Origin of the sequence: Sphaerochaeta sp. (assembly GCF_050256055.1) — a bacterium.
Lineage (GTDB): Bacteria > Spirochaetota > Spirochaetia > Sphaerochaetales > Sphaerochaetaceae > Sphaerochaeta.
Genome location: NZ_JBFWIJ010000002.1, coordinates 79,599 through 101,600 on the forward strand (window position 1 = coordinate 79,599; position 22,002 = coordinate 101,600).

Below are 22,002 nucleotides of genomic sequence, written 5' to 3' on the forward strand. Positions count from 1 at the left end.
GCAAGAGTTCTTACGGCGGCATAGCTCAGTTGGTAGAGCAAACGGCTCATATCCGTTCGGTCAGGGGTCCAAGTCCCTTTGCCGCTAAACAGACCCTTCCGGTAAACGGGAGGGTCTGTTCTATTTGGCAGGCTTTGCAGTAAAGTGTACGCATGCGTTTGTTCTATGCCCTTACCTTTCCCCAATCAACGCTCAAAAAGTTGTCCGCAGTGCAGGATGAGCTGCAGATGCGTATGGACACAGGCAAACGTACGCCGGAAAAAAATCTGCATCTTACCCTAAGCTTCCTCGGAGAACAGGATCCAAGTACACTTTCCACACTCAAAGCCATCCTCGATGAGCTTCCTTCAGCCAATCTGTTGGTACACTTCACCCATCTGGGAGTATTCGACAAACCCGACGGAGCCATTCTCTGGGCAGCCCTTGCTCAGAGCCAACCATTGAGTGTACTCCAACGCACTTTGGTACAAGCCCTGAAGCGAGAACACATTGGGGGAGTTGATCCACGGTTCACTGCACATGTTACCTTGTATAGGCGCTCCAGAATCGAAAGAGTGGAACAGCAACTCGATATTTCATCCCCGGCAGAGTGTGTCGCCTTGATGCATTCCCATCAGGTTGACGGAGTACTCACTTACTCTCCAATTAAACGTAAATTTTTACAATAAAATCAGTTGATTTTCCCTTGGTTGCATTGTTCCTCCTTCCATGCTATGGTCGAGGCATGGAACGATATATTGAACAGAATGCCCAAGCATGGGACTGGGAAGTCGGGCGAAAGAATATCTGGACCGACGGATGCACCACAGAACAGCAACAAAAAGCCCGAAGTGGTGAATTGGACATGGTACTTTCTCCCTTTAAGCAAGTCAAACCTTCCTGGGTCGATGACATCCGTGGCAAGAACGTGCTTGCACTCGCCTGCGGCGGTGGCCAGCAAGGTGTCCTGATGGCGTTGGCAGGGGCAAAGGTAACGGTATTCGATATCAGCGAGAAACAGCTGGGACAGGATGCGCAGTATGCAAAAACCTTGGGCATTGAACTGAATTTGGTCAAAGGTGATATGCAGGACCTCAAGATGTTCGACAATGCCTCCTTCGACTTGATTTTCAATCCCACCTCGACCTGTTTCATTCAGGATGTTCATGCAGTATATCGGCATTGTCATCGGGTACTCAAACCAGGTGGATATTTTTTGACTTCCCTGACCAATCCTGTATTGTATATGTTCGATGAAAAGAAGGCGTTGAAAAACAGGTTGCGTGTAAAATATACCATCCCTTATTCCGACCTTACCAGTTTGTCGGAACAAGAACGTGAGAAACGAAGAAGCCGGCATGATACCGTGGAATTCAGTCATACCTTGGAGGATCTTCTCGGTGGCATCACCGATGCAGGATTCTCGATCGTAGATGTGTACTCCGACACCAGCGGTTTTATGATCATGGACAGCTTCGTTCATGATTGCTATCTTGCAGTGCGTGCAGTGAAACAGCTGTAGATGCTTGTGATTTCGCCACTGAGCCGTATATACTGAACGTATGGAAAACTATTTTGCACGTCTGCTGCTGACCAGTGAACTTGATGACCCCATATATTTCGCTAAAATTCACCAGCAGATTGCCGACCTGGAAAAAAAACGGGTAAAGCAATTCAACGAGCAGGGACCGATGAACCAAGCATACCTTTTGGTTCTCAATGCATTGAATATGGCCTATCTCCAAGCTCGGGATACGGAAAAAGAATTGGAAATAGCGCAGCAAATCTATGCAACCAACCAATCCCTTTATGGTGATGAACATGAGTATACGCTCGAGGCACTGCTCGCTTTGGGCCTTTCCTACCTCGACGACGGCCAAGCTGAGGAAGCCCTGGGTATTGCTACTTCGCTGTTGGAGAAACCTTGGACGGAAACCCTCGGCGAATCGTATGACATCTATTTGGATGTCCTGGGATTCCAAGGGGACATCTACCATGCGAAAAAGCTTTATGACAAAGAATTGCTAATCCGTAAGCACGTACTTTCCCTGCTTGAGGAACTTGGGGGATCGACTTCAGAACAAGCCGTTCTTGCCCGATGTGCGGTAGCGTATTGCCAAGAAAAACTGAAGAAATACAAGGATGCGCTCTCTCATTATCTGGTTATTCGTTCTTTCTTGGAGGCAGAGCCCGAATTCGCAACGGAAGCTGAGAAAATCGGATTGCTTGTGCATATCGGTCGATGTTATCGCAAGCTTGGGGACTTCGAGGATTCCAAGGCAATCTATCATTGGGCATATCGGCAGGCAAATACCCATTATGGTCCAGCATCTTCGCTTACCCAGAAAATGAAACGTCTGATGGGTTCACTTGAAACTAATGCGTTTTAATTCCTACTATATTCATAGGTATTGACGAAACCTCACGCTTTGTGTACTACTCTATAAGAGTTAGCGTATGCTAACCCAGTAAAGCAAGAGGTAGGCAGTGGCAGAAGAACTTTTGGTACGTCATGCAGCACCAACCTTGGCAGGCTTGAAAGCAGGGAACCTGATTTCCTGTCGAACTAGCGATGGACTGCACTTGATGCAGCAGATTCAAAGTTGGAATCAGATATTGAATGGGAAAGGAGTCGTGATAACCATCCTCTCGGTGCGTGACAATCTCTATCTTCTGTATGTCCATCGACCGAACCTTGTGACGAAGCACCTCCAGCAGCAGGAGAGCCTCAGAATCCTCTGCCCGCTTGGATATGCAGATTGTCCGGTCCAGGAAGCCATTCTCCATTTGCAGGAACGACTGGCCCAACAGTCAGACTTCCCGCATGAAATCGGGCTTTTTCTCGGCTATCCGATTCAAGATGTTGAAGCGTTCATTCAGCAGAACGGATGCAACGGTCTCTATGATGGCTGTTGGAAAGTCTACACTGACCTTGCACAGGCACAACAAACATTTGCACGGTATAAGAAATGCACTCGTCTCTATCTGGAGCAATATCGTAAAGGAAAAAAACTTGAAGAATTGACGGTGCAAAGGAAGCATATATGAAAAAAATCGCAGTAGTCTATTATAGTGGGACAGGGAATACCCAAGCACTTGCCGAAGCACTCATCAAGGGAGCCGAGCAAACGGGTGCCACCTGCAAGGTCATCAGTGCTGGTATGTTTGCAGCCGACATGCTGGACAGCTTCGATGCATTTGCGTTCGGTTGTCCGGCCATGGGCAGCGAAGGCTTGGAGGACGAAGTATTCGAGCCAATGTTCGAAGCTCTGTTGGGAAACCTTGCAGGAAAGCGTCTTGCGCTCTTCGGCTCTTATGGCTGGGGGGATGGCCAATGGATGCGTGACTGGCAGGAAACTACCGTGGCGAACGGAGCTATATTGGCCGGGGATCCGGTCATAGCCCTCGATACCCCGGATGCAGAAGCACTTGCACAAGCCGAGGAATTAGGAAGAGCGCTTGCTGGCTAAGCCCATTAGGAAATAGGTAAGTTTGCTTGCTGTATAGGATGTATGGTGGAGTGCATTGGGAGCAAGCTCCACCACATCCATCCCGATAATCGTTCGCCCTTGGGTCAACGTCTCCAGCATTGTGATACTATCCCACCAGGATAGCCCTCCTGGATCGGGAGTACCGGTTGCACTCATCAAGGAAGCATCGAGTCCATCAACATCAAAGGTAATGTAGAGTTTCTTGGGAAAGGAATCGGGAAGCCTCAATGTGGTGAGGCTTGTTCCGCCATCTTTTTGCCGATACAGATACGAAGCATCGTAGGAAAGTACGTGAAACGATTGGCGAGCAGCCAAATCTTCCTCGCTGTAGTTGCGGATTCCTACCTGGAACAAGTCGATTCCCGATTCCACCACCCTTCTCATGACGCAGGCATGACTGAGCTCACTTCCTTCGTACGATGAGCGAAGATCCATATGGGCATCAAATTGCAGGACGCCGACTTCCCCCTTTTGGTAACAAGTGTGCAAAAATCCAATGACGGCATTGGTTACGGAATGTTCTCCGCCAAGGAGTACGGGGATTGCATGGCAAGCATGGGCAAATATCATCGCCTTGCTTGCTTCCTCGATGGCAGAGTGGGTTTTCTGTTCTATGTTGACCGCTTCGGCGGTATACATCCCCAACCTGCCAGGATTGCCGTATCCCTCAACCAACTGTTCAAGTTGCGATGAGGCTTCAATGATGGCTTCAGGCCCTTTTGCTGTTCCGCCCATATAGGAAACGGTTTCCTCGAGCGGAAAGGGAATGATATGAAACCGGGCGTTCTCCGGTTTGCTGTTGGGAAATTCAGAATCCAAGAACCAATGCTTCATATCTTTCTCCTACGACAATCTTCGCTGATAGTCATCAAAGCAGAAACGCTTGACCAGTTGGTTCACCCCATCCTTATGGATGATGATGTCCGGCAGTGCAATCCCATTGAACATGGTCGTCTTGACCATGGTATAATGCATCATGTCTTCCAATACCAAATAATCGCCGACTTTTGGTTCATGTTCGAAGGTATATGAACCCACCCAATCCCCGGCAAGGCAACTGCAGCCACCCAACCGATACACTCCGTCGTCGCTCAGGTGTGCTCCCTGTACACGAGGACTGTAGGGCATTTCCAGACAGTCGGGCATATGAGCGGCAAACGAGGTGTCCAGCATCAAGGTGGATATGCCTTGGTTGCTCACGATGTCCAGTATTCTGGTGACTAGATAGCCTGTGTCCCAGACGAAGGCCGCACCGGGCTCCAAAAACAATGTAATCTGAGGATGTCGTGCTTTGAAGGCACGAAGCGTCTTGTACAGCAGTGCATGATCATAGTCTTTTCGGGTGACCAAATGGCCTCCCCCGAGATTCAAAAAACTGATGTCATCCAACAGATGCGCCCAACGCTGCTCGATTGACGCAAGCGTATCAGCCAGCTCCCGTGCACCACTTTCACACAGGTTGTGTGAGTGCAAACCGGTGACTCCCTCTGGCAGGGTCCTCAGGTCGTCCGGGAGGATCCCCAATCGTGAGGCAGGGGCACAAGGGTCATACAAGGCTGTCTCGACGGTGGAATACATCGGATTGATCCGGAGCGCCAATTTCGCATCAGGACATTGCTCACGATGCTTTTGAAGCTGTGCAACCGAATTGAAGGTTATATGGCTGGCAATCCGTGCAATACCCTCAAATTCCCTGTCCTGGTACACCGGTGCATACGCATGGACTTGCTTGAAATACGGAGAAGCCAGCAACGCCTCGTTCAAGGAGGAAGCCGTTGCACCATCGGCGCAAGCCGACAGTTCGGGAAAAACCGCATGCATGGCAAATCCCTTCAAGGCAAACAAGAAGGATACCGGGATATCTTCCTGCAGTTGCCGAATCAAAGAGAGATTTTCACTGAATTTTTCATAGTCCAACACAAAGGCCGGGGTATGTGACAACGTTTTTGGATCGAACATCGCCTAGACTCCGAAAGCCAGGACACCATCGACGACCACTTCCCAAGGAAGGCCCAGTGGCCCCAGTTCCGCAAGGAAGGGATCGGGATCGTATTGTTCCATATTCCATACTCCACTTTGATTCCAGATGCCCCGTGCAACCAGACTCGCGCCCAGCGCAGCGGGAATTCCGGTGGTATAGGAGACGGCCTGCGCATTGGTGTCCTGATAGGCCATCTGATGGCTGCAATTGTTGAAGATGTATACCGTCCGCTCCTTGCCGTCCTTGAGTCCACGGAGTTGACACCCTATGGATGTCTGCCCCTGGTAATTCTGTCCCAGTGAAGAAGGCTCGGGCAATACCGCCTTGAGGAATTGCAAGGGCTGGATCTGGATGCCTTGAAAGTCGATCGGCTGGATGCTGGTCATCCCCACTTCCTCCAAGACACGGAGAAAGGTCAGGTATTGCTGGCTGAACGTCATCCAAAAGCGTGCCCGCCTAAGTGTAGGATAGTGTTTCACCAACGACTCCAATTCCTCGTGGAAGAGGAGATAGCTTTCCTTTGCCCCGATACGCGGATAATCGACGCTTTGATGCAGCGACAACGGTTCGGTGGTTTTCCATTCCCCCTGCTCATAATATCGCCCATGCTGGGTGATTTCCCGGATGTTTATCTCAGGATTGAAATTGGTGGCAAAACTCTTGCCGTGATCTCCCGCATTGCAGTCAACAATATCCAGATACTGCAGTTCATCAAAATAATGCTTTGCCGCATAGGCGGTGAAGACGTTGGTCACCCCTGGATCAAATCCACTGCCGAGCAAAGCGGTAAGATTCGCCTCTTCGAACCGCTTATGGAAAGCCCATTGGTAGGAATATTCAAAATGCGCCTGATCCTTGGGTTCATAATTGGCAGTATCGACATAATGTACACCGGTTTGGAGGCACGCTTCCATGATCGTGAGATCTTGATAGGGAAGCGCAACATTGAGCAGGACGTCCGCCTTGAAGGATTGGATCAGCTTTACCAGGGAAGGTACGTCATCAGCGTCGACTTGTGCGGTTCTCACCGGGACGGGACCGGCAGCCTTTGCAATGGCATCGCATTTTTCCTTTGTTCGGCTGGCAAGCAGGATTTCTTCATAGACATCTTCCATGCGAGCCGACTTGCGTACGGCGACATTGCCGACTCCACCGGCACCTATGATAATCAAACGTTTCTTTTGCATGTGCTTACTCCTCTTGGTCGGTCTCGTAATACGTATAGCCCCTCAGACCGGCTGTATAGGCTGAAATGATTTTCCTGCGCTCCTGGACGGAAATCTTACCATCCTGTACTGCTTTTTCCGCTTTGGTTCGGATCATGGTTTCCAAGCGCTTCGGTTCATACTCCACATAACTCAGCACATCGGCTACGGTATCGCCTTCCAACTCATTGTGCAGGCTGAATGTCCCTGCATCATAGGTTATGGAAACCACATTGGTGTCGCCGAGCAGGTTATGCAGATCCCCAAGAGTTTCCTGGTATGCTCCAACCAGAAACACCCCCAGAATATAATCCTCATCCTCAGGCGGAGTATGCAGCGAGAGCGTATTGGTCACCTCCCGGGTACTGATGAACCGATCGATCTTCCCTTCACTGTCACAGGTGATGTCACTGATGACCGCCTTTCTGTCAGGTTGTTTTTCCAGCATATGGATCGGCATGATGGGAAAGAGCTGATCAATTGCCCAAACATCCGGCAGCGACTGGAATAGGCTGAAATTACCGTAATAGATATCCGAAAGCTGATATTCTAGCTTCTTTATTTCCTGTGGATGGAGATCCCCGTATTTCTGTTTGATCTCGGCTACGATCGACCAATAGACATGCTCGGCCGCTGCACGTTCACGCATATTCACCTTGCCGTAAAGGAATTTGTTGCGGATCTCCTCCCGGTAGTAGTTCAGGTCATTCAGACACTCCTGGGCATTCTTCTCATTGAGCATCGTCCGCACATACAATAGGTTGTCCAAGGCAGGAAGGACAGCAGGGTCCATCTCTTCCTCCTCCTTGTTGCCATCGTAGAAAATATTGGTGTCGAGGATGTTCATCAGAAGAACCGAATAATAGGAAACCAACGCGCGCCCCGATTCACTGAGGATCGTAGGATGGGGGATCTGCTCTTCTTTGCATATGGTCATGATTTCTTCGACCACGTCGTCACAGTATTCCTTGGTCGAATAGTTTCGGCTGTTTGCCGAATCGGAATGCGAGCCATCATAGTCGATGGCAAGCCCTCCTCCGATATCCAACAACCCCATCGGGGCTCCTTCATGGATCAACCCGGCATAGAAGCGTGTGGCTTCCGTGGCCCCGACACGGATGTCATGGATGTTCGGTATTTGGCTGCCCAGATGATAGTGGAGAAGCTTCAGACAATCGAGCATACCTTCACGGCGCAACCGATCCACCACCTTGATGACCTGGGTGGTATTCAGACCGAAGACGCTCCGATCCCCTCCGCTATCCGTCCAATGCCCGCTGGCGACGGTGGAAGGTTTCATCCTCAGTCCAATGTTCGGCCGAATGCCCAAGGCATGGGCCCGTTGGATGATGATCCCAACCTCACCGGGCATTTCCACAACCAAGATCGTCTGGATACCAAGTTGGAGGCCACGCAGCGCAAGATCTATGTATTCCTCATCTTTGTAGCCATTGCAGACAACGTAGGCCTCAGGGTCGTCGATATGAGCAAGGGCGATGATCAACTCAGCCTTACTGCCTGTTTCCAGACCATGATGATACTGCTGCCCATACTTGCAGATCTCCTCAACAACCTGTTGTTGTTGGTTTACCTTGATCGGATATACACCCCGATAGGTACCTTGGTATCCGGCATCCTTGATCGCAGTCAAAAAACTCTCATTGATATGTTGGATGCGGTCATCCAGAATATTGGAAAACCGAAGCAGCACCGGGAGTTTCATCCCTCGTTCCTGCAACCCCTTCGCTATGGCGAGGAGACTGATCGACGACTGCGGCGACTTATCTTTCAATCGCACTTCCACTTCACCGGTTTCCGCTATATGGAAATAACCGTTTCCCCATTCGTTGATGCGATACAAATCCTGTGCATCTTCGATTGTCCATGGTTTCATGTGCTGTTCCTTTTGGTTCATTACGAGCAGTATACCAGAAAAGCCGGCTTCTGCACACAGAGCCTACTGGTTTGCTGGGTAGGTGTACCAAACAAGTCGTATGTTTGTCAGATGTCCTGTTATTCAATAATATTTGTATTTTAATATAATTATTTTTAATACTTTTTTTGTGACATTTCTGTACTTGCTACACACCTTGCACAGTATCACACGAGTGGAAACACCAGCAAAACCCAAAAGAGCGGAAATTGAATACCGTACTTGACAAATCCACAGGATGGGTGCAATATCTAGATGATATCATTTTGATATCCTTATGTTATCCACTTTATGGAGGCACTCCTATGAACGGTCCTGTCTACTCCCAAGAGAAGGTGCTTGTTCGCCCGGCAAACGGCATGGCTTTTCTGATCCTCAACTCGTTGGCGATCCTGCTCTGTTGTTTCCTGTTTGTCATCGGTTTCTTGGTATCATGGTCAACACCGGTTCGGATCCTGGTCATCGTCCTGTCCGCACTCTATGGTTTCGTCGTAGGCCCTATTCTCTATGCAGGCTTGAAGGTCATCAAACCGAACGAGGCATTGGTGTTGACCTTGTTCGGAAAGTATTACGGCACGCTCAAGAAAGATGGCTTTTATTTCGTAAATCCGTTTGTCAGCGCAGTGAACCCGGCAAGTTCCAATGAAGGAGGTACTAGTACTGCAAAACCGGAAACAAAACAGGAGAATGTGAAATTCGGCAGTACTTCCTATACCCTCCAACTACCCAAGAAAAAGATTTCCTTGAAGGCGATGACGCTGAACAACGACAAGCAGAAAATCAATGATGCCCTGGGAAATCCGATCATCATCGGGGTTGTGGTCATCTGGAAGGTGGTCGATACGGCCAAGGCTGTGTTCAATGTGGACAACTATGTCGAATACCTCTCCATCCAATGTGATTCTGCTCTTCGCAACGTAGTACGACTCTTTCCCTATGATTCGGATGAGGATGAGAAATCCTTGCGGGGAAGCAGCAAGGAGGTAGCGCAGGATCTCATGCGGGAATTACAGGAAAAGGTTGAGGTTGCGGGTCTTGAAATCATTGAGGCAAGAATCACCCACCTCTCCTATGCTCCTGAGATCGCTGCAGCCATGTTGCAACGACAGCAGGCTTCGGCTATCATCGCTGCGCGGCAGAAGATTGTCGAAGGTGCCGTCGGTATGGTCGAGATGGCCCTGGAACAACTGAATGATAAGAATGTGGTGAATCTTGATGAGGAGCGCAAGGCTGCAATGGTCAGCAACCTTCTGGTGGTTCTCTGCGGCAACCGCGATGCACAGCCTATTGTCAACAGCGGTTCGATTTATTAAGGGCAAACAGAAAGGAAGATGACGTATGGATGCAAAGGAAAAAGGGAAAAAACAACTATTGCTGCGTCTTTCGTCATCCCTCTGGGAAGAATTGGCTTCTTGGGCGGAAGATGATTTTCGCTCGATCAATGGACAGATTGAATATTTGCTGACTGAATCAGTGAAAAAAAGAAGAAACAAGCATTTTGAAGAGGAAGAAAAGCTTTCTTGATTGCTTAGCAGATTTGTGCAAGTTACAACAACGGGGGCGGCTGAACAGCCGCCCCCTCATCGTGTACACGTTCTTACTTGATTATGCCCTGTTTCTTCAATTCATTGATATTCAAAGACTTTGCATAGGGTACTTCAAGTTTCCCATCATTGACCATCTTGATGACCTGATCACGATACGGAGACGAAAGATTGACACCAACAATCTTCCAGTTGTTGTCCACCTTGGGATATATGGTGCCATGCGCCTTGATATAAGCCACCAACATATCACGGATGGAATTCGGACTCTCCCACTCCTTGGTGCCGGCAACCAACTTCTGTGCTTTCAACGCAGAAGAATAGCGGTAGTTGTTGACCGCCAAAGTAAGCTGTTGCGTGTCGGAAAGCGGTTTGCCCTTGAACATGACGTTCTTGATGCGGCTTCCGGCCGGTTGGGAAAGATCAATTTCGTAATCCACCCCTGCAAACATGTCATACAGGTATCCGGGTTTTTCCGGGTTGAAGCTGATCGAGAGGTCACCGCTAACCCATTGGTTGTAGCAGGCAGCCGACCATTCCATGTAGGCTTTCAGCTCCTTGCCGGTTACCGTCACCCGATACAGGGTGTTGTCATACTTGTAGATTCCGAAGATCGTGCCGTAGTTGATGTCCCCTTTGGGGATGTCGCTGGTATCGGCGAACAACGCTGCCGCAGATACATCGGCTCCGCTGTTCTCCAGTTGCACATCATTGATCAAATCCATGACCGCAGTATCCCTGAGTTTGCCTTCCGGAATTCCCTTGATCTCATTCTTCGGCTGGAAATCCACTGCAGCTTGCCCAAAGATCCCCCCACCGGACGTACCGTCAGCCGAAGGTGCGCCTCCGCTGATAAAGTCCCTGGTCGCTTTATGCGCCTCTGCAATAAACGCATTCTTACGAATCAGATCACTCGGTTCGTAATTCGCCATATCCACAACATCAACACTTCGGTCGATTACTTCCTTCTTCTCATTCAAGGAAAGATCTATGCGGATCACTTCACGACCCAGGTTGCGTGCACCGCCGATTGCGGTGTTGCCTTCGATCTGCTTGACCGTATTATGGTCATGCCCCACGATCAAGGCATCAACTTCCGGACATAGGGCAAGGATGGAGTTCGCGCCATCGCTGCCGCCTTCCTCATCATATTCAGGATACAACCCCACATGGGCAACGACGATGATGACATCCACTTTGTCCTTGATGATGTCTACAACCTTTCTGGCTGCCGGTCCCACTGCGGCAAAGGTGAAGGGATCGACCTTTTCACCATCCCAGCGAGGAGCGTTCGGATTGGTCAAACCAATGATGCCGATCTTGATCCCTGCACGTTTGATGATCGTGTACGGCTGAGCAGCCATGGTCCCATCGACTCGGGCCAGATTGGCTGCAAGCACCGGGAAATTCGCCAAAGTCTCGATGCGCTTGACCAGGCCTTCCCCGAAATTGAACTCATGGTTGCCAAGACTCATGGCATCATAGCCGAGCAGATTCATCGCCCGCATGACCGGATGCTCGCCCTCACGCTTGTTGTACAGGTCGTCGGTCATGATGTTGCCTTGGATGATATCCCCGTTATCAACCAAAATTACATTCGGTTCTTCCTTGCGGACTTGTTCCACATACCTAGCGATCCGCGCCATTCCTGTGTTGGTGGTATCTTTGTCATTTTCATAACTGAAACCCCAGACGTTCCCGTGGATGTCTGTGGTCGCCAGAAGCACCAACTTCTGCGGGCTTTGGATTTCCGCCATGGGTTGGGCGAAGATCATGCCCAAGGAAAGACAGAAAAACAGCAGGAACAGAATCGTTGTCTTCAATCCTTTCGTATGCATCCTACGTACTCCTTTTTCCGGTACAAACCGGTTTGTGATAGCAACAGTGTACCACCGGTTTGTGTGGAGCGAAAGGACAGGACTTGGACAAGAAGAACAGAGTGAAACAAATATCCTATACAGGCAAAGTTGTGGAGAAAAGGGTACATGCATTGCCATGAATCGTGGCATACATTCCGTCCACCTGGACATCCACATACCCCTTGCGCCCGATCGCTTCCCCTTGGCAGATTCGCATCCGATTCTCTTGCAACAACGAGGTATGACGTTTCAGATACAGAGCCAATGCTCCGGCAGCATTGCCGGTAACAGGATCCTCATCAACCCCTGAGCCGGGGCTGAACATTCTCGCATTTGCCGTAACTCCGTCTTCGGTTCCTTCCAAGGTATAGCAATAGAAACCGGGCGTTCCGATCAAATTGCCCAATGCGATGAGCTTTTGCCGATCAGGAGCCAACGAATCGAGCGCCTTTTTGGTCTCTATCTGGACCAATACCTTCGGATTTCCGGTGGATACTACCTGGACGGGAAACTCCGTTTCCTTGAAAGCACCCGCATACTGAAGGGCTTGTCGGAGCAGCAGCAGTTGCTCTCCTTTGAGAACACTTTTCCATTCCACTGCAGCTTGGGTAAGTGCAATTCCCTTCGGATCGCATACAATGGCAAGCCGCCCCGCTTTGCAATCCAAGGTATACCATCCCCAGGGAACATGATGCTGTGTACAGAGCACGAAAAAGGACGCGATCGTAGCATGGGAACACAGAGGCACTTCCTGATTCGGCGTAAAAAAGCGGATGGGTACGACCCGTTCTTCAGGCATGGTGAAGATGAACGCAGTTTCACTGACACGCAGCTCGTTCGCAATCTGTTGCATCATCTGCTCAGACAACCCGTCGGCAGGATAGACGACTCCTGCTGGATTTCCGGTGAATAAGGTGGTGGTGAAGGCATCGACATGATACAGATGCCTCATGAGCGCTCCCATTGGAATGCCAATGATCGTCGGCCAAGGATGGGACCATCGAAGATACAGGTTGCTTGAGTACCTGCCATTCCTTGGCAGACCAACAGCGGAAGCAGATGGTCTTCCCTTGGATGGCAATACCGGGCGAACGGTGCTTGCTCCCAATATACCAACCCAGCTTTTCGTGCTGCTTCATCATCCGTATTGCAGCAGGTCGCAAAGAGGTAATCCTGGAATGCGAGATTCTTCTGGTCATCAGGTTTCCAAAATTGCTGCATGTTGTGGAAGGAGAAGCCGGAACCGATGATCAAAAGATCTTCATCGAGCAACGGCTTGAGTTGCTCACCCATGTGGTAATGCGCTTCACTTGAGAGCGAAGAAAGCAACGAGAGTTGGATGGTGGGGATGCTTGGCTCGGGAAACAGAAGCTTCAAGGGAACGTACATGCCATGGTCAAAACCCCGCTGCTCATCCACACATCCTTCATCCAACAAGGAGGCAACCCGGAATGCCAATTCCCTATCCCCGGGGGATGGATAGCGTATTGTATAGGATTCAGGGGGGAACCCATAATAATCATAGATCAATGGTGGCTGAGGATTTGCGGTGCACGTAGGCCGGGCTTGTTCCCAATGTGCACTGATTACCACGATTGCCTTCGGTTTCTTGAGCTTCGGGCCCAATTCGGTAAGAAATCGTACCATGTCCGCATGCAATCGGTCACCGAGCAACGGCAACGGCCCTCCACCATGAGACAGATAGATGATCGTGGCACTCATATGTTCTCTCCTTGTGTAACGAGATGGGCCAGATGTTCAGCCAATTGCTCCAAAACCGGCAAGGAAATTTGATCGACGGTATCGAGCTGGGTATCGATGAGTCGATACAGACGCTCAGCATCCTCACTGACTATGTGTAGGATAGGAGTCGAATCAGAGTCAGTTACAGGAACCTCGACATATCCTTGTGCCAGCAGATAGGATTTGAGAGCGGTATTTGCTTTCCATTTTCCGCGAAGTTCGAACGTTGTTTTCGAATCTTTCAGTCCTATACAGCCAAGGTCGACCACCAAGGCCTGAGTAGAAAGCGAATCAGGAAGCAGAGCCAGTATTTCTCTAGAGTCATAGGCTTCTCCGTTTCTCAGGTACCAATACACGGACGTAGTGGGCCCAAGACGTTCCAATAATGCTGCAAGCACGACCAAGGAGGCTCCTCTGTCCAGCGCACCTTTCGTCCCATATTTGGTGTCAAGACGGGTGGTGACCACAATATGTTTCGGCTGAATATCCTTTGGTTTGAAGAGCAACGAAAAAGAAGCATTCTGTTTCCGGTTGGAACGGATGCAAAAACGGACTGCCAGCCCATCCTCCTTCGCCTGTAAAAGCGAGCCAAGAATAGACCGGGGGGCATATGCACTGGGAGTGGCAAAGGTTGCATGGGCAATCAAGGGAAATGGCGATCGTCCACTGTGCGAATGGCCGCTGGTAAGACAAAGCAAGGCAGAAGCCTGCGTCTGTTCCAAGGCATGCAAGAGATCGGCATCGCCGATCGGTTTTGCTGCAAGAGAATCTGAAACAACCAACAATCTGTTTTTTGCCATCCCTTTGGACAATTGTTCGGCTTGGGAAACAAAGACCATAGACAACGTACCATTAAAGGGAAGCGAATAAGGGGAAGGCAGTATCGTGTACAGTTCATCGGCGATGCATAACGAGCAACTGTCATGATTCCAGCCGGCGCAATCCAGCGGGATATGTTCAATTTTGTAGCCAGAGGCCGATGCTCTTTGCTCGAACCAGGATAGGAGCTCTGTATTATGTTCCGTGCCTACCGGCCGTTCTTGTGCAAAATAAGTAAGCAGTTGCGCTAGGTCTTCCATACCGTCCTCCTGCCATAGCCGTACCCTATCACAAAGGAATTACTTCGTACATGCCTCTAGATAGGCGATCAGTTTCCCGATGGTAAGCGGGGCACTCCCTTCATAATGATTATTCACATTCACATAGATGATCTTCCCCTGTTGCGCCAATGCCACCAGTTTTGGGGCGATAGCCACCAATTCCTTATCCATCGGTTTGGCCAATGCATCCCAGGTGGAGGCAGTCTGCATTTCGATTCCTTTCCGATCATCTCCATGCAACCTGACACACAGCACAGGCGAAGCATGGTGTGCAACAAGATCCAACGCAGGCATCAAAGGCTCCATCCAATACCCGGAAAGCAGGATTGGATGCAGCATATGTGCGTCAAGAAAGGAAAACCACCGCTCATCAAGCCATGCGGGATTACGGATTTCAATTCCATACGGGAGGTTATCCGGCAGCAACGAAAAAAATGCTGCAAGTCGCTCTTCAAATACATCCCTGCTTTGCATGACGCTCTGGTTCAGGTAGGCAAACTGAAACATAAACAATCCGATCTTTTCCATCAAGGGAGTCAGTCTTTCCAGAAATCGGTAGAAGACCTGTGCATCGAGAAACCAAGGGTTGTCCCGAACAATTGTCAGACTATTGGGGCATTTGATGGTGAAGCGGAAAGTACCAGGAGTGGCAAGGTCGTAGGCATGCACCACCGATGGGTCGGGAAGTGCGTAACTCTGTTTCCCCAATGACCAGAACCACTGGTCGACTTCGACGGTGTCGTACCGATGGGCATATTGGCTGAGGTAGTCTAGATCACTACCCTTTTCATAGACTAAGCCTTCCCAACTTTCGTATTTCCAGGAACAGGTTCCGAGATGCAACGTGTCCATACCCTACTGTACCAAGCTTGTTTCTTTGCAACAAGGCCGGAACACATTGTTTCCGGCCTTGAAAAGGAAGGTATATGATAATCAGCCCTTGTGGGGTGAATCATCCTAGGCTGTTTCGTCTGCCAACCTACCGGTTCTTGCAGAAATCTCTGCCAACGCAGCAAGCCGCGTTGCCAACTCAGCATCAAATTCCTCGGCACCCACGCGCCAACTCCAGTTGACCGCATTACAGGTGGAAGGATAGTTCATTCTTGCTTTCTCATCTTTCTGAAGAACATCCTGCATCGGAATGACCGCACATCGGGCATGGGAAAGGAATAGGATTCTGATCATTGTCCATACCACTGCATCATTCGAGCATCCAAGATAGTCCAGGACCATCTGTTTGGTTGGTTCATCCAGGGAGGAAAACCAGCCCCAGGTAGTATTGTTGTCATGCGTACCGGTATAAGCGACAAAATTTTCATCCCAGTTGTGGGGAAGAAAATCATCGTAATAATTAGGCTCGTGGTTCACATCCACACCAAACCCAAACTGGAAAATCTTCATGCCTGGAAAATGATTGGAATCCCGAAGCTGTTGTACCGAATCGGTCATCAAACCCAGATCCTCAGCAATGATGGGGACTTCCCCAAAATGGTTTTTGATCACCCGGAAGAAATCCATCCCGTCGACCGGGACCCAGGTACCATGTTGCGCAGTCGTTTCTTGTGCAGGGATTTCATAATATGCGTCGAACCCTCTGAAATGGTCGATGCGAAGAATATCGGTGAGATGAAACAAGCGCTCGAGTCGTTTGATCCACCACGCATACCCCCGTTCCTTCATCGCATTCCAGTCATAGACAGGATTCCCCCATAATTGGCCGGTTGCGCTGAAGATGTCGGGAGGTACCCCGCTCACCGAACGGAAATGTCCCTCTTTGTCGGTTTTGAAAAGATAGAGTTTACTCCAGGTATCTGCACTGTCAGCTGCAACAAAAATGGGAACATCCCCGACCAGGCTGATATTCAGACTGTTGACGTATTGCTTGAAGGCGATCCATTGCTGTTCAAAGAAGAATTGCAGGACTTTCCAAATCGCAATATCCGATGCATGTTCCTCCTCAAAAACCTGCATTGCAGCAGGCGTTCGTTTGCCGAGTGGAGTCGGCCAATGGCTGAACCATCGAGCATCCTGAAATTGCTCATACAACACCATGAAAGAAGCGTAGTCATCCAACCAGAACTGCTGTTGTCTGCAGAAGTCCAAGTATGCTTGTTTTCCCTGTGCAGCGGAATGAAGAAATGCCTTGGCTGCTTGCTTGAGCAAAGGCAGTTTCCACCGCTGAACTTGGTCGAAATCGACATGATCAGCGGGAAAATTCGGATGCGCTTCCAAAACCTGAGAAGAGAGCAATCCTTGTTCAGCCAGCATATCCAAACTGATCATCATCTCATTCCCAGCGAATGTCGATCGAGGTGCATACGGGGAATTACCGAATCCTGTCGGACCAAGGGGCAGTATCTGCCAAAGCTGCATACCTGCCTTGTGTATCCAGTCAGCGGCCCGATACGCATGCATTCCCAGGTCCCCGATGCCGTATTCGGACGGCAGGCTGGTAATATGCAGGAGAATACCTGCCGTTCGTACATGCTTGCTATTCATACTCACCCCTGTCCTTTCTCTTGCTCATTGCTCAGCCTTTGACTGCACCAGCCACCACGCCACGGATGATATATTTCTGGGCAAAGAGATAGAAAATGATGATCGGGATCATCGCGAGCACCAACATGGCCATCATGGCCCCCATATCCACAGCTCCATATCCCCCACGAAGATATTGAATGGCAACCGGAATGGTTTTATATTCAGTTCCAATGGTCAGATACGGCAACAGATAATCGTTCCAAACCCACATGGTATTGAGGATGGCTACCGTGATGGCGGTTGGTTTGAGCATGGGCAGCACAATCAAAAAGAAGGTCTTGACCGGACCGGCTCCATCGATCATCGCAGCTTCTTCCAAACTCAAGGGGATGCTCTTGATGAATCCACTGAACATGAAGGTACCCAAACCGGCACCGAAGCCCACATACAACACGATGATTCCTACAGGATTGTCCAAATGTACCAAATTGGCTGTCTTGCTCATGGTGAACATGACCATTTGGAAAGGAACAATCATGGAAAAAACCAGGAGGTAATAGGCGAAACTCGTGAATTTTGTCTTTACCCGAGTCAGGTACCAAGCCAACATGCTGGTAGCCAAGAGAATACTGATCACCGAAAATACGGTGATGAAGAGTGAATACCCGAATGCACTAAAGAATTTGATTTTCTCCGATCCATTGATGTAGTTCTCAGTGCCTGCATAGGTGTCCGGTTTTGGCAATGCGAAGGGTTCACTGGAAATGAACAGCTTCGATTTGAAGGAGTTCATGAAAACCACCAGCATCGGGGAAAGGAAGAAGACAGCAAGCAGTACAAGCAGGATACCGAGGATAAGGTTTCTTTGTTTCGTTTCGCCTTTGATGCTCACGCTTCCACCTCCTTGCTTCTGGTCAGCCTCAGTTGGGTGAGTGCGATGAACGCTACCAAAATAGTGAACAAAACCGCCTTTGCCTGCCCTACTCCCTCAAAACCGCTTCTGCCGTAGAAAGTATTGAAAATGTTCAAGGCAAGCATCTCCGTTTGCTTTCCGGGGTCACCTGCGGTAAGCGCAAGGTTTTGGTCGAATAATTTGAACCCGTTGGTCAGGGTAAGGAAGGTACAGATGGTGATCGAAGGCATGACCGAAGGAAGGATGACGCTCTTGAGCATAATCCATTTTCCCGCCCCGTCGATTTGGGCAGCTTCTATCAGATCATGGGAAATATTCTGGATTCCTGCGATGTAAATAACCATCATGTACCCGATGTTCTGCCAGTTCATCAGAACCACCAAGCCCCAGAATCCATATTTGGGATCACTGACTATGGTCACTCCGCTTTTCAGCAGGAAGCCATTGATGATCACCTGCCAAATCCATCCGAGTACGATTCCTCCGATCAGATTCGGCATGAAAAAGATGGTTCGATAGATATTGGTTCCCCTCAATCCCTGGGTCAACAGCATGGCCAGGATGAAGGCACCGAGATTGATGGTTACCACCGAGACGATGGTGAACTTGATGGTGAACCAAAGGGCCGATATAAAATCAGCATTGATGAAAATCTTCCGATAATTATCCCATCCTACGAATACACCATCGGTTACCGTGGTGAATTTGAAGAAGGAAAGCACTATACCCATCACCATGGGAATCAGGAATGCTATGGCAAAACATAAAAGTCCTGGTAAAGCAAAGAGTGCGAAATATTTCTGGATACTTTTTTGCATAGGGACTCCTATGGGATATACGTCGACCGCCTTGCCTTCGAATGAAGAAAAGGCGGTCAGGTATGTTACGATTCTCTCTTAGTTGGTAAGAGCAAACTCAGTCTTCCAAGCATCAACCGCTACCTTCTTGACTTGGTCCCAAGTCTTTCTGCCAACGCTGTAATCAGCAAGTGCGGCACCAAATTGGTTCTTCCATTCCTCGGAAGGAATCATGGAGAAGGCCCAAGGCACTGAATTTACTCCAGGTTTGTTCATCCAACGAATGACTTCCTTGGCAAGCGGGTCGGTCGGCAATTCATTGTCCTTGAACGTATTGAACGGAGTGATGAACATCAAGTCATTCTTGACAAACTGCTTTCCGGTCTCGCTGCCAAAGAGCCAAGTCAGGAATTGATCGGCCAGGGCCTGCTGGTCTGCACTCACATTCTTGTTGATGCACAGGTAGTTTTCCGTTCCTACGCAAAGACCTGCATTCTCCTCGCCCTTGATTCCCGTATAGATGGGAAGGAACTTGATATCCGAATCGGAAACCTTGTTGCCCTTCACACCCAGAATCTGGCTTGCGCCCCAGTTGCCGTTCTGTACCATGGCAGCCTGGCCAAGCGCGAATTCAGCCATGGAATCGTCAACACTCTTCGAACCAAGCAGGCCGGGTGCAGTGGTGCTGTTGTTCAGGTATAAGTCCCAAATGTTCTTCATCTTATCGCTGTAAGTGAAGGAAATCTCAGGTACCTTGCTTCCCATGGCAATTCCCTTGTCTTTCATTTCATAATACAAGGGAACATTCACCAAGTGCGTCTGCCATCTCCACTGGTTTCCTGCCGCCAGACTGGTAGAAGCAAAGACACCTTGGATGCCAAGTTCGGCCTTGTGCTTGGTCATATCCTCAACCACCGCCTTGAGCGTAGCGAAATTGGTGATCTCATCTGCACTCTTGATCGATACGGCCTTATTGGGAAGTGCAAAATATGCACGCATGATTGCATCATTGTAGATGATACCATAGCCTTCCACTGCGTACGGAATTGCCAATACTTGATCACCATTGGTCAAAGCCATTGATTTATCACTGAGCATCTTGTAGAACCCGGTATTCTTCAGGTCTGCAGTATAGTTCAAGCTGTCCTTCAAACCGATCGGACCATTGGTCTGGAAAATTACAGGAGGATTGCTTTTTGCAATCTCACTTTTCAGCGTCTGGGCGTAGGTTCCACTTGCAGCGGTCACCACCTTCAGTTTGATTCCCGTTTCCTTTTCGAAAGCAGGAGCAATCTTCGATGCATACACATCGGCGATTTCCGGTTTGAAATTCAAAAAGTACACTTCCTTCGCAGCGGCGGTTTCTTGTGTACCGGTTGCGAATACTCCAGAGCTCATCGCCATCAAGACGATCAACAATGGTATAAACATTTGTTTTTTCATGGATGCAGTCTCCTTTGATGTTACCGTGAAACTATGATGACATACATAATTTTCTTTCGGTACATCCTAATACTAAACCGGTTTTATAAACCGGTCAACTAAAAATTAATATAACTTTTGGAATTATTATGAGTACTTTCTGCTATGAATTTATATACTTAGGTTTTGCTCTTCATCCGACGGATCACATCACGGTATAAGCGTCTGAACAGACCATCTGGTTTCTTCCCAGCTGCTTTGCCCGATACAGGCGCTTGTCAACTGCAGCGATCAAAGCTTGGACACTATCCCGTTCCGAGCATCGGATTACTCCGAAACTTGCCGTGAGGTGAATTTCCTGGACATAAGAAGTGGAACTGATGAGCAGCCGCAGTTCCTCGGCCAGTTGGGCACCATCACGTCTACAGAGAAGAATGAACTCCTCCCCTCCCCATCGGCCGACCACTTCATCAGCAAGCATGACCGATTGTACAACTTTGGCCAGTTTCTGCAGTACCTGGTCACCAACTTGGTGACCATAGGTATCATTGACTTGCTTGAACCAGTCCAAGTCGAAGAGGAGAATGGACGTAAATTGTCCTGGGCTTTGGGCCAAACCAGTAAGGAATTCGTCTAGTTTCCGTCGATTATACAAACCAGTCAGCCAATCACGTTCACTGAGTTCCAAGAGTTGGGCATTCTGCAAATTGATGAGCAGGCTCTTTTCCTGGGTATGGAGAAAACTCCGATAGTTCGTTGCGGATACGGCCCAGGCAATCCCACAGTTTACTATGAAATCAGCTCGGAACGGTACATTCGGGGCCAATTGCAGACCATGCTCGACCCCAATGATCGAACAGACGGCAAGAAGACTGTACAATATACCGCTCTGCCAATAGGAAAGCATGAAAATGACAGCTCCCCCATACAGCACAGCGAGATAAATGGTCGGGATATTCACCACCACTCCTTGGAGGTTCATCATCCGGACCAAAGCAAGGCTCATGCCCAGAGCCAAAGGAAGCATTTCATACAAAGCATGAATCCACCGATGCTTTTTTGTGTCATCCAAAGAGAAGAGAAAGGTGGAAAGGAAAAGGAGAAAGATCAACAGGGCACTCAGATAATATATGTGCTGTAATCGCGATCCCTGGATGCTGAAGAACATCCCATACACGGTTTGTTCGACACTCAGTACTGCACAGATAATCCTCGTGGCCCGAACGTTCCGGACAAACTTCCTCTTTGGTATTCCTTCCTTTGGCATAGGTAGAGGTATATCCGAATTTGCCTGCAAAGTCATGGGAATAAAGAGTATTTTAGAAACATTTCCCCATTTTTTCCGTACGCTCGCATCGCAGATGATATCCAAGGTTGCTACTTACCACCTGCGATACGAAAAGGATCAGAACGATCAGATCTGCCGCGCTCCCCTCCTGGTACTTGGAGGCAGTGTTCAAGCCATTGACTGACTGCAAGCATACTGATTGTGTGCAAGTACGCAGTTTCCTACACAGCAGAAACGGGATTTCCCCGTCCCTTTCCGAAGGTTTT

Annotated in this window: 21 protein-coding genes and 1 tRNA gene; 8 read left to right on the forward strand and 14 right to left on the reverse strand. The window is 49.2% G+C overall.

What is annotated here, in order from left to right; all coding sequences use genetic code 11:
* Positions 1 to 14: 14 nt before the first annotated feature.
* The 6 genes from AB7C91_RS01160 to AB7C91_RS01185 all read left to right on the forward strand — a co-directional run bounded on the left by AB7C91_RS01160 (position 15) and on the right by AB7C91_RS01185 (position 3,449).
* Positions 15 to 87 (forward strand) — tRNA-Met (locus AB7C91_RS01160).
* 65 nt (positions 88 to 152) lie between these two features.
* A complete protein-coding gene (gene thpR, locus AB7C91_RS01165) occupies positions 153 to 668 on the forward strand; it encodes an RNA 2',3'-cyclic phosphodiesterase (protein WP_428588601.1) in 516 nt (171 codons plus the stop codon).
* A 56-nt stretch (positions 669 to 724) separates the two neighbouring features.
* Positions 725 to 1,501 carry a class I SAM-dependent methyltransferase gene (locus tag AB7C91_RS01170; protein WP_428588604.1) on the forward strand — a complete coding sequence of 259 codons (777 nt, stop codon included), beginning with the start codon at positions 725 to 727 and terminating at the stop codon, positions 1,499 to 1,501.
* A gap of 40 nt (positions 1,502 to 1,541) precedes the next feature.
* The gene (locus tag AB7C91_RS01175) at positions 1,542 to 2,369 is read left to right on the forward strand and encodes a tetratricopeptide repeat protein (RefSeq protein ID WP_332447625.1); all 828 of its coding nucleotides are present in this window, start codon (positions 1,542 to 1,544) and stop codon (positions 2,367 to 2,369) included.
* 97 nt (positions 2,370 to 2,466) lie between these two features.
* A complete protein-coding gene (locus tag AB7C91_RS01180; RefSeq protein ID WP_332447626.1) occupies positions 2,467 to 3,027 on the forward strand; it encodes a DUF3793 family protein in 561 nt (186 codons plus the stop codon).
* Complete coding sequence (locus AB7C91_RS01185; protein WP_332447627.1) at positions 3,024 to 3,449, forward strand: flavodoxin domain-containing protein; 426 nt, start codon at positions 3,024 to 3,026, stop codon at positions 3,447 to 3,449. The genes AB7C91_RS01180 and AB7C91_RS01185 overlap by 4 nt, the downstream gene beginning before the upstream one ends.
* Here AB7C91_RS01185 and speB read toward each other — a convergent pair.
* Genes speB through speA form a run of 4 tightly spaced genes read right to left on the reverse strand, consistent with a single transcriptional unit; the run spans position 3,426 to position 8,550 of the window.
* Entirely contained in the window at positions 3,426 to 4,304 is an 879-nt protein-coding gene (gene speB, locus AB7C91_RS01190) for an agmatinase (protein WP_332447628.1), read from the reverse strand. The two genes, AB7C91_RS01185 and speB, sit on opposite strands and share 24 nt — an antisense overlap.
* A gap of 9 nt (positions 4,305 to 4,313) precedes the next feature.
* Positions 4,314 to 5,429, reverse strand: coding sequence for a carboxynorspermidine decarboxylase (locus AB7C91_RS01195; RefSeq protein WP_332447629.1), 1,116 nt, complete (start codon positions 5,427 to 5,429; stop codon positions 4,314 to 4,316).
* A gap of 3 nt (positions 5,430 to 5,432) precedes the next feature.
* On the reverse strand, positions 5,433 to 6,638 hold the full coding sequence (locus AB7C91_RS01200) for a saccharopine dehydrogenase family protein (protein ID WP_332447630.1): 1,206 nt from the start codon (positions 6,636 to 6,638) through the stop codon (positions 5,433 to 5,435).
* A 4-nt stretch (positions 6,639 to 6,642) separates the two neighbouring features.
* Positions 6,643 to 8,550 carry a biosynthetic arginine decarboxylase gene (speA, locus tag AB7C91_RS01205; RefSeq protein WP_332447631.1) on the reverse strand — a complete coding sequence of 636 codons (1,908 nt, stop codon included), beginning with the start codon at positions 8,548 to 8,550 and terminating at the stop codon, positions 6,643 to 6,645.
* 344 nt (positions 8,551 to 8,894) lie between these two features.
* On the opposite strand from speA, the gene AB7C91_RS01210 reads away from it, so the two are divergent.
* Positions 8,895 to 9,902, forward strand: a complete 1,008-nt coding sequence (locus AB7C91_RS01210) for an SPFH domain-containing protein (RefSeq protein WP_332447632.1) — start codon at positions 8,895 to 8,897, stop codon at positions 9,900 to 9,902.
* Positions 9,903 to 9,927: 25 nt separating this feature from the next.
* Complete coding sequence (locus AB7C91_RS01215) at positions 9,928 to 10,113, forward strand: Arc family DNA-binding protein (RefSeq protein WP_332447633.1); 186 nt, start codon at positions 9,928 to 9,930, stop codon at positions 10,111 to 10,113.
* A 73-nt stretch (positions 10,114 to 10,186) separates the two neighbouring features.
* Here the strand turns inward: AB7C91_RS01215 and AB7C91_RS01220 are convergent, their stop codons facing one another.
* From AB7C91_RS01220 to AB7C91_RS01265, 10 genes are all read right to left on the reverse strand, one after another.
* A complete protein-coding gene (locus tag AB7C91_RS01220) occupies positions 10,187 to 11,971 on the reverse strand; it encodes a bifunctional metallophosphatase/5'-nucleotidase (protein ID WP_428588612.1) in 1,785 nt (594 codons plus the stop codon).
* Positions 11,972 to 12,086: 115 nt separating this feature from the next.
* Positions 12,087 to 12,944: a PhzF family phenazine biosynthesis protein gene (locus tag AB7C91_RS01225; protein ID WP_428588615.1), complete on the reverse strand. Its 858-nt coding sequence runs from the start codon at positions 12,942 to 12,944 to the stop codon at positions 12,087 to 12,089.
* Positions 12,941 to 13,714, reverse strand: a complete 774-nt coding sequence (locus AB7C91_RS01230) for a DODA-type extradiol aromatic ring-opening family dioxygenase (RefSeq protein WP_428588618.1) — start codon at positions 13,712 to 13,714, stop codon at positions 12,941 to 12,943. The genes AB7C91_RS01225 and AB7C91_RS01230 overlap by 4 nt, the downstream gene beginning before the upstream one ends.
* Positions 13,711 to 14,814, reverse strand: a complete 1,104-nt coding sequence (locus AB7C91_RS01235; protein WP_428588621.1) for a hypothetical protein — start codon at positions 14,812 to 14,814, stop codon at positions 13,711 to 13,713. Before AB7C91_RS01235 ends, AB7C91_RS01230 begins: the two co-directional genes overlap by 4 nt.
* 39 nt (positions 14,815 to 14,853) lie before the next feature.
* Positions 14,854 to 15,687 carry a DUF72 domain-containing protein gene (locus AB7C91_RS01240; protein ID WP_332447638.1) on the reverse strand — a complete coding sequence of 278 codons (834 nt, stop codon included), beginning with the start codon at positions 15,685 to 15,687 and terminating at the stop codon, positions 14,854 to 14,856.
* A 105-nt stretch (positions 15,688 to 15,792) separates the two neighbouring features.
* The gene (gene malQ, locus AB7C91_RS01245; RefSeq protein WP_428588624.1) at positions 15,793 to 17,334 is read right to left on the reverse strand and encodes a 4-alpha-glucanotransferase; all 1,542 of its coding nucleotides are present in this window, start codon (positions 17,332 to 17,334) and stop codon (positions 15,793 to 15,795) included.
* A gap of 31 nt (positions 17,335 to 17,365) precedes the next feature.
* Positions 17,366 to 18,208, reverse strand: coding sequence for a carbohydrate ABC transporter permease (locus tag AB7C91_RS01250; RefSeq protein WP_428588627.1), 843 nt, complete (start codon positions 18,206 to 18,208; stop codon positions 17,366 to 17,368).
* Positions 18,205 to 19,047 (reverse strand): carbohydrate ABC transporter permease, encoded by an 843-nt coding sequence (locus AB7C91_RS01255; RefSeq protein ID WP_428588630.1) that lies wholly within the window; start codon positions 19,045 to 19,047, stop codon positions 18,205 to 18,207. The genes AB7C91_RS01250 and AB7C91_RS01255 overlap by 4 nt, the downstream gene beginning before the upstream one ends.
* A gap of 78 nt (positions 19,048 to 19,125) precedes the next feature.
* Positions 19,126 to 20,469 (reverse strand): ABC transporter substrate-binding protein, encoded by a 1,344-nt coding sequence (locus tag AB7C91_RS01260; protein WP_428588633.1) that lies wholly within the window; start codon positions 20,467 to 20,469, stop codon positions 19,126 to 19,128.
* A 184-nt stretch (positions 20,470 to 20,653) separates the two neighbouring features.
* Positions 20,654 to 21,715 (reverse strand): GGDEF domain-containing protein, encoded by a 1,062-nt coding sequence (locus AB7C91_RS01265; RefSeq protein WP_332447642.1) that lies wholly within the window; start codon positions 21,713 to 21,715, stop codon positions 20,654 to 20,656.
* Positions 21,716 to 22,002 lie beyond the last annotated feature (287 nt).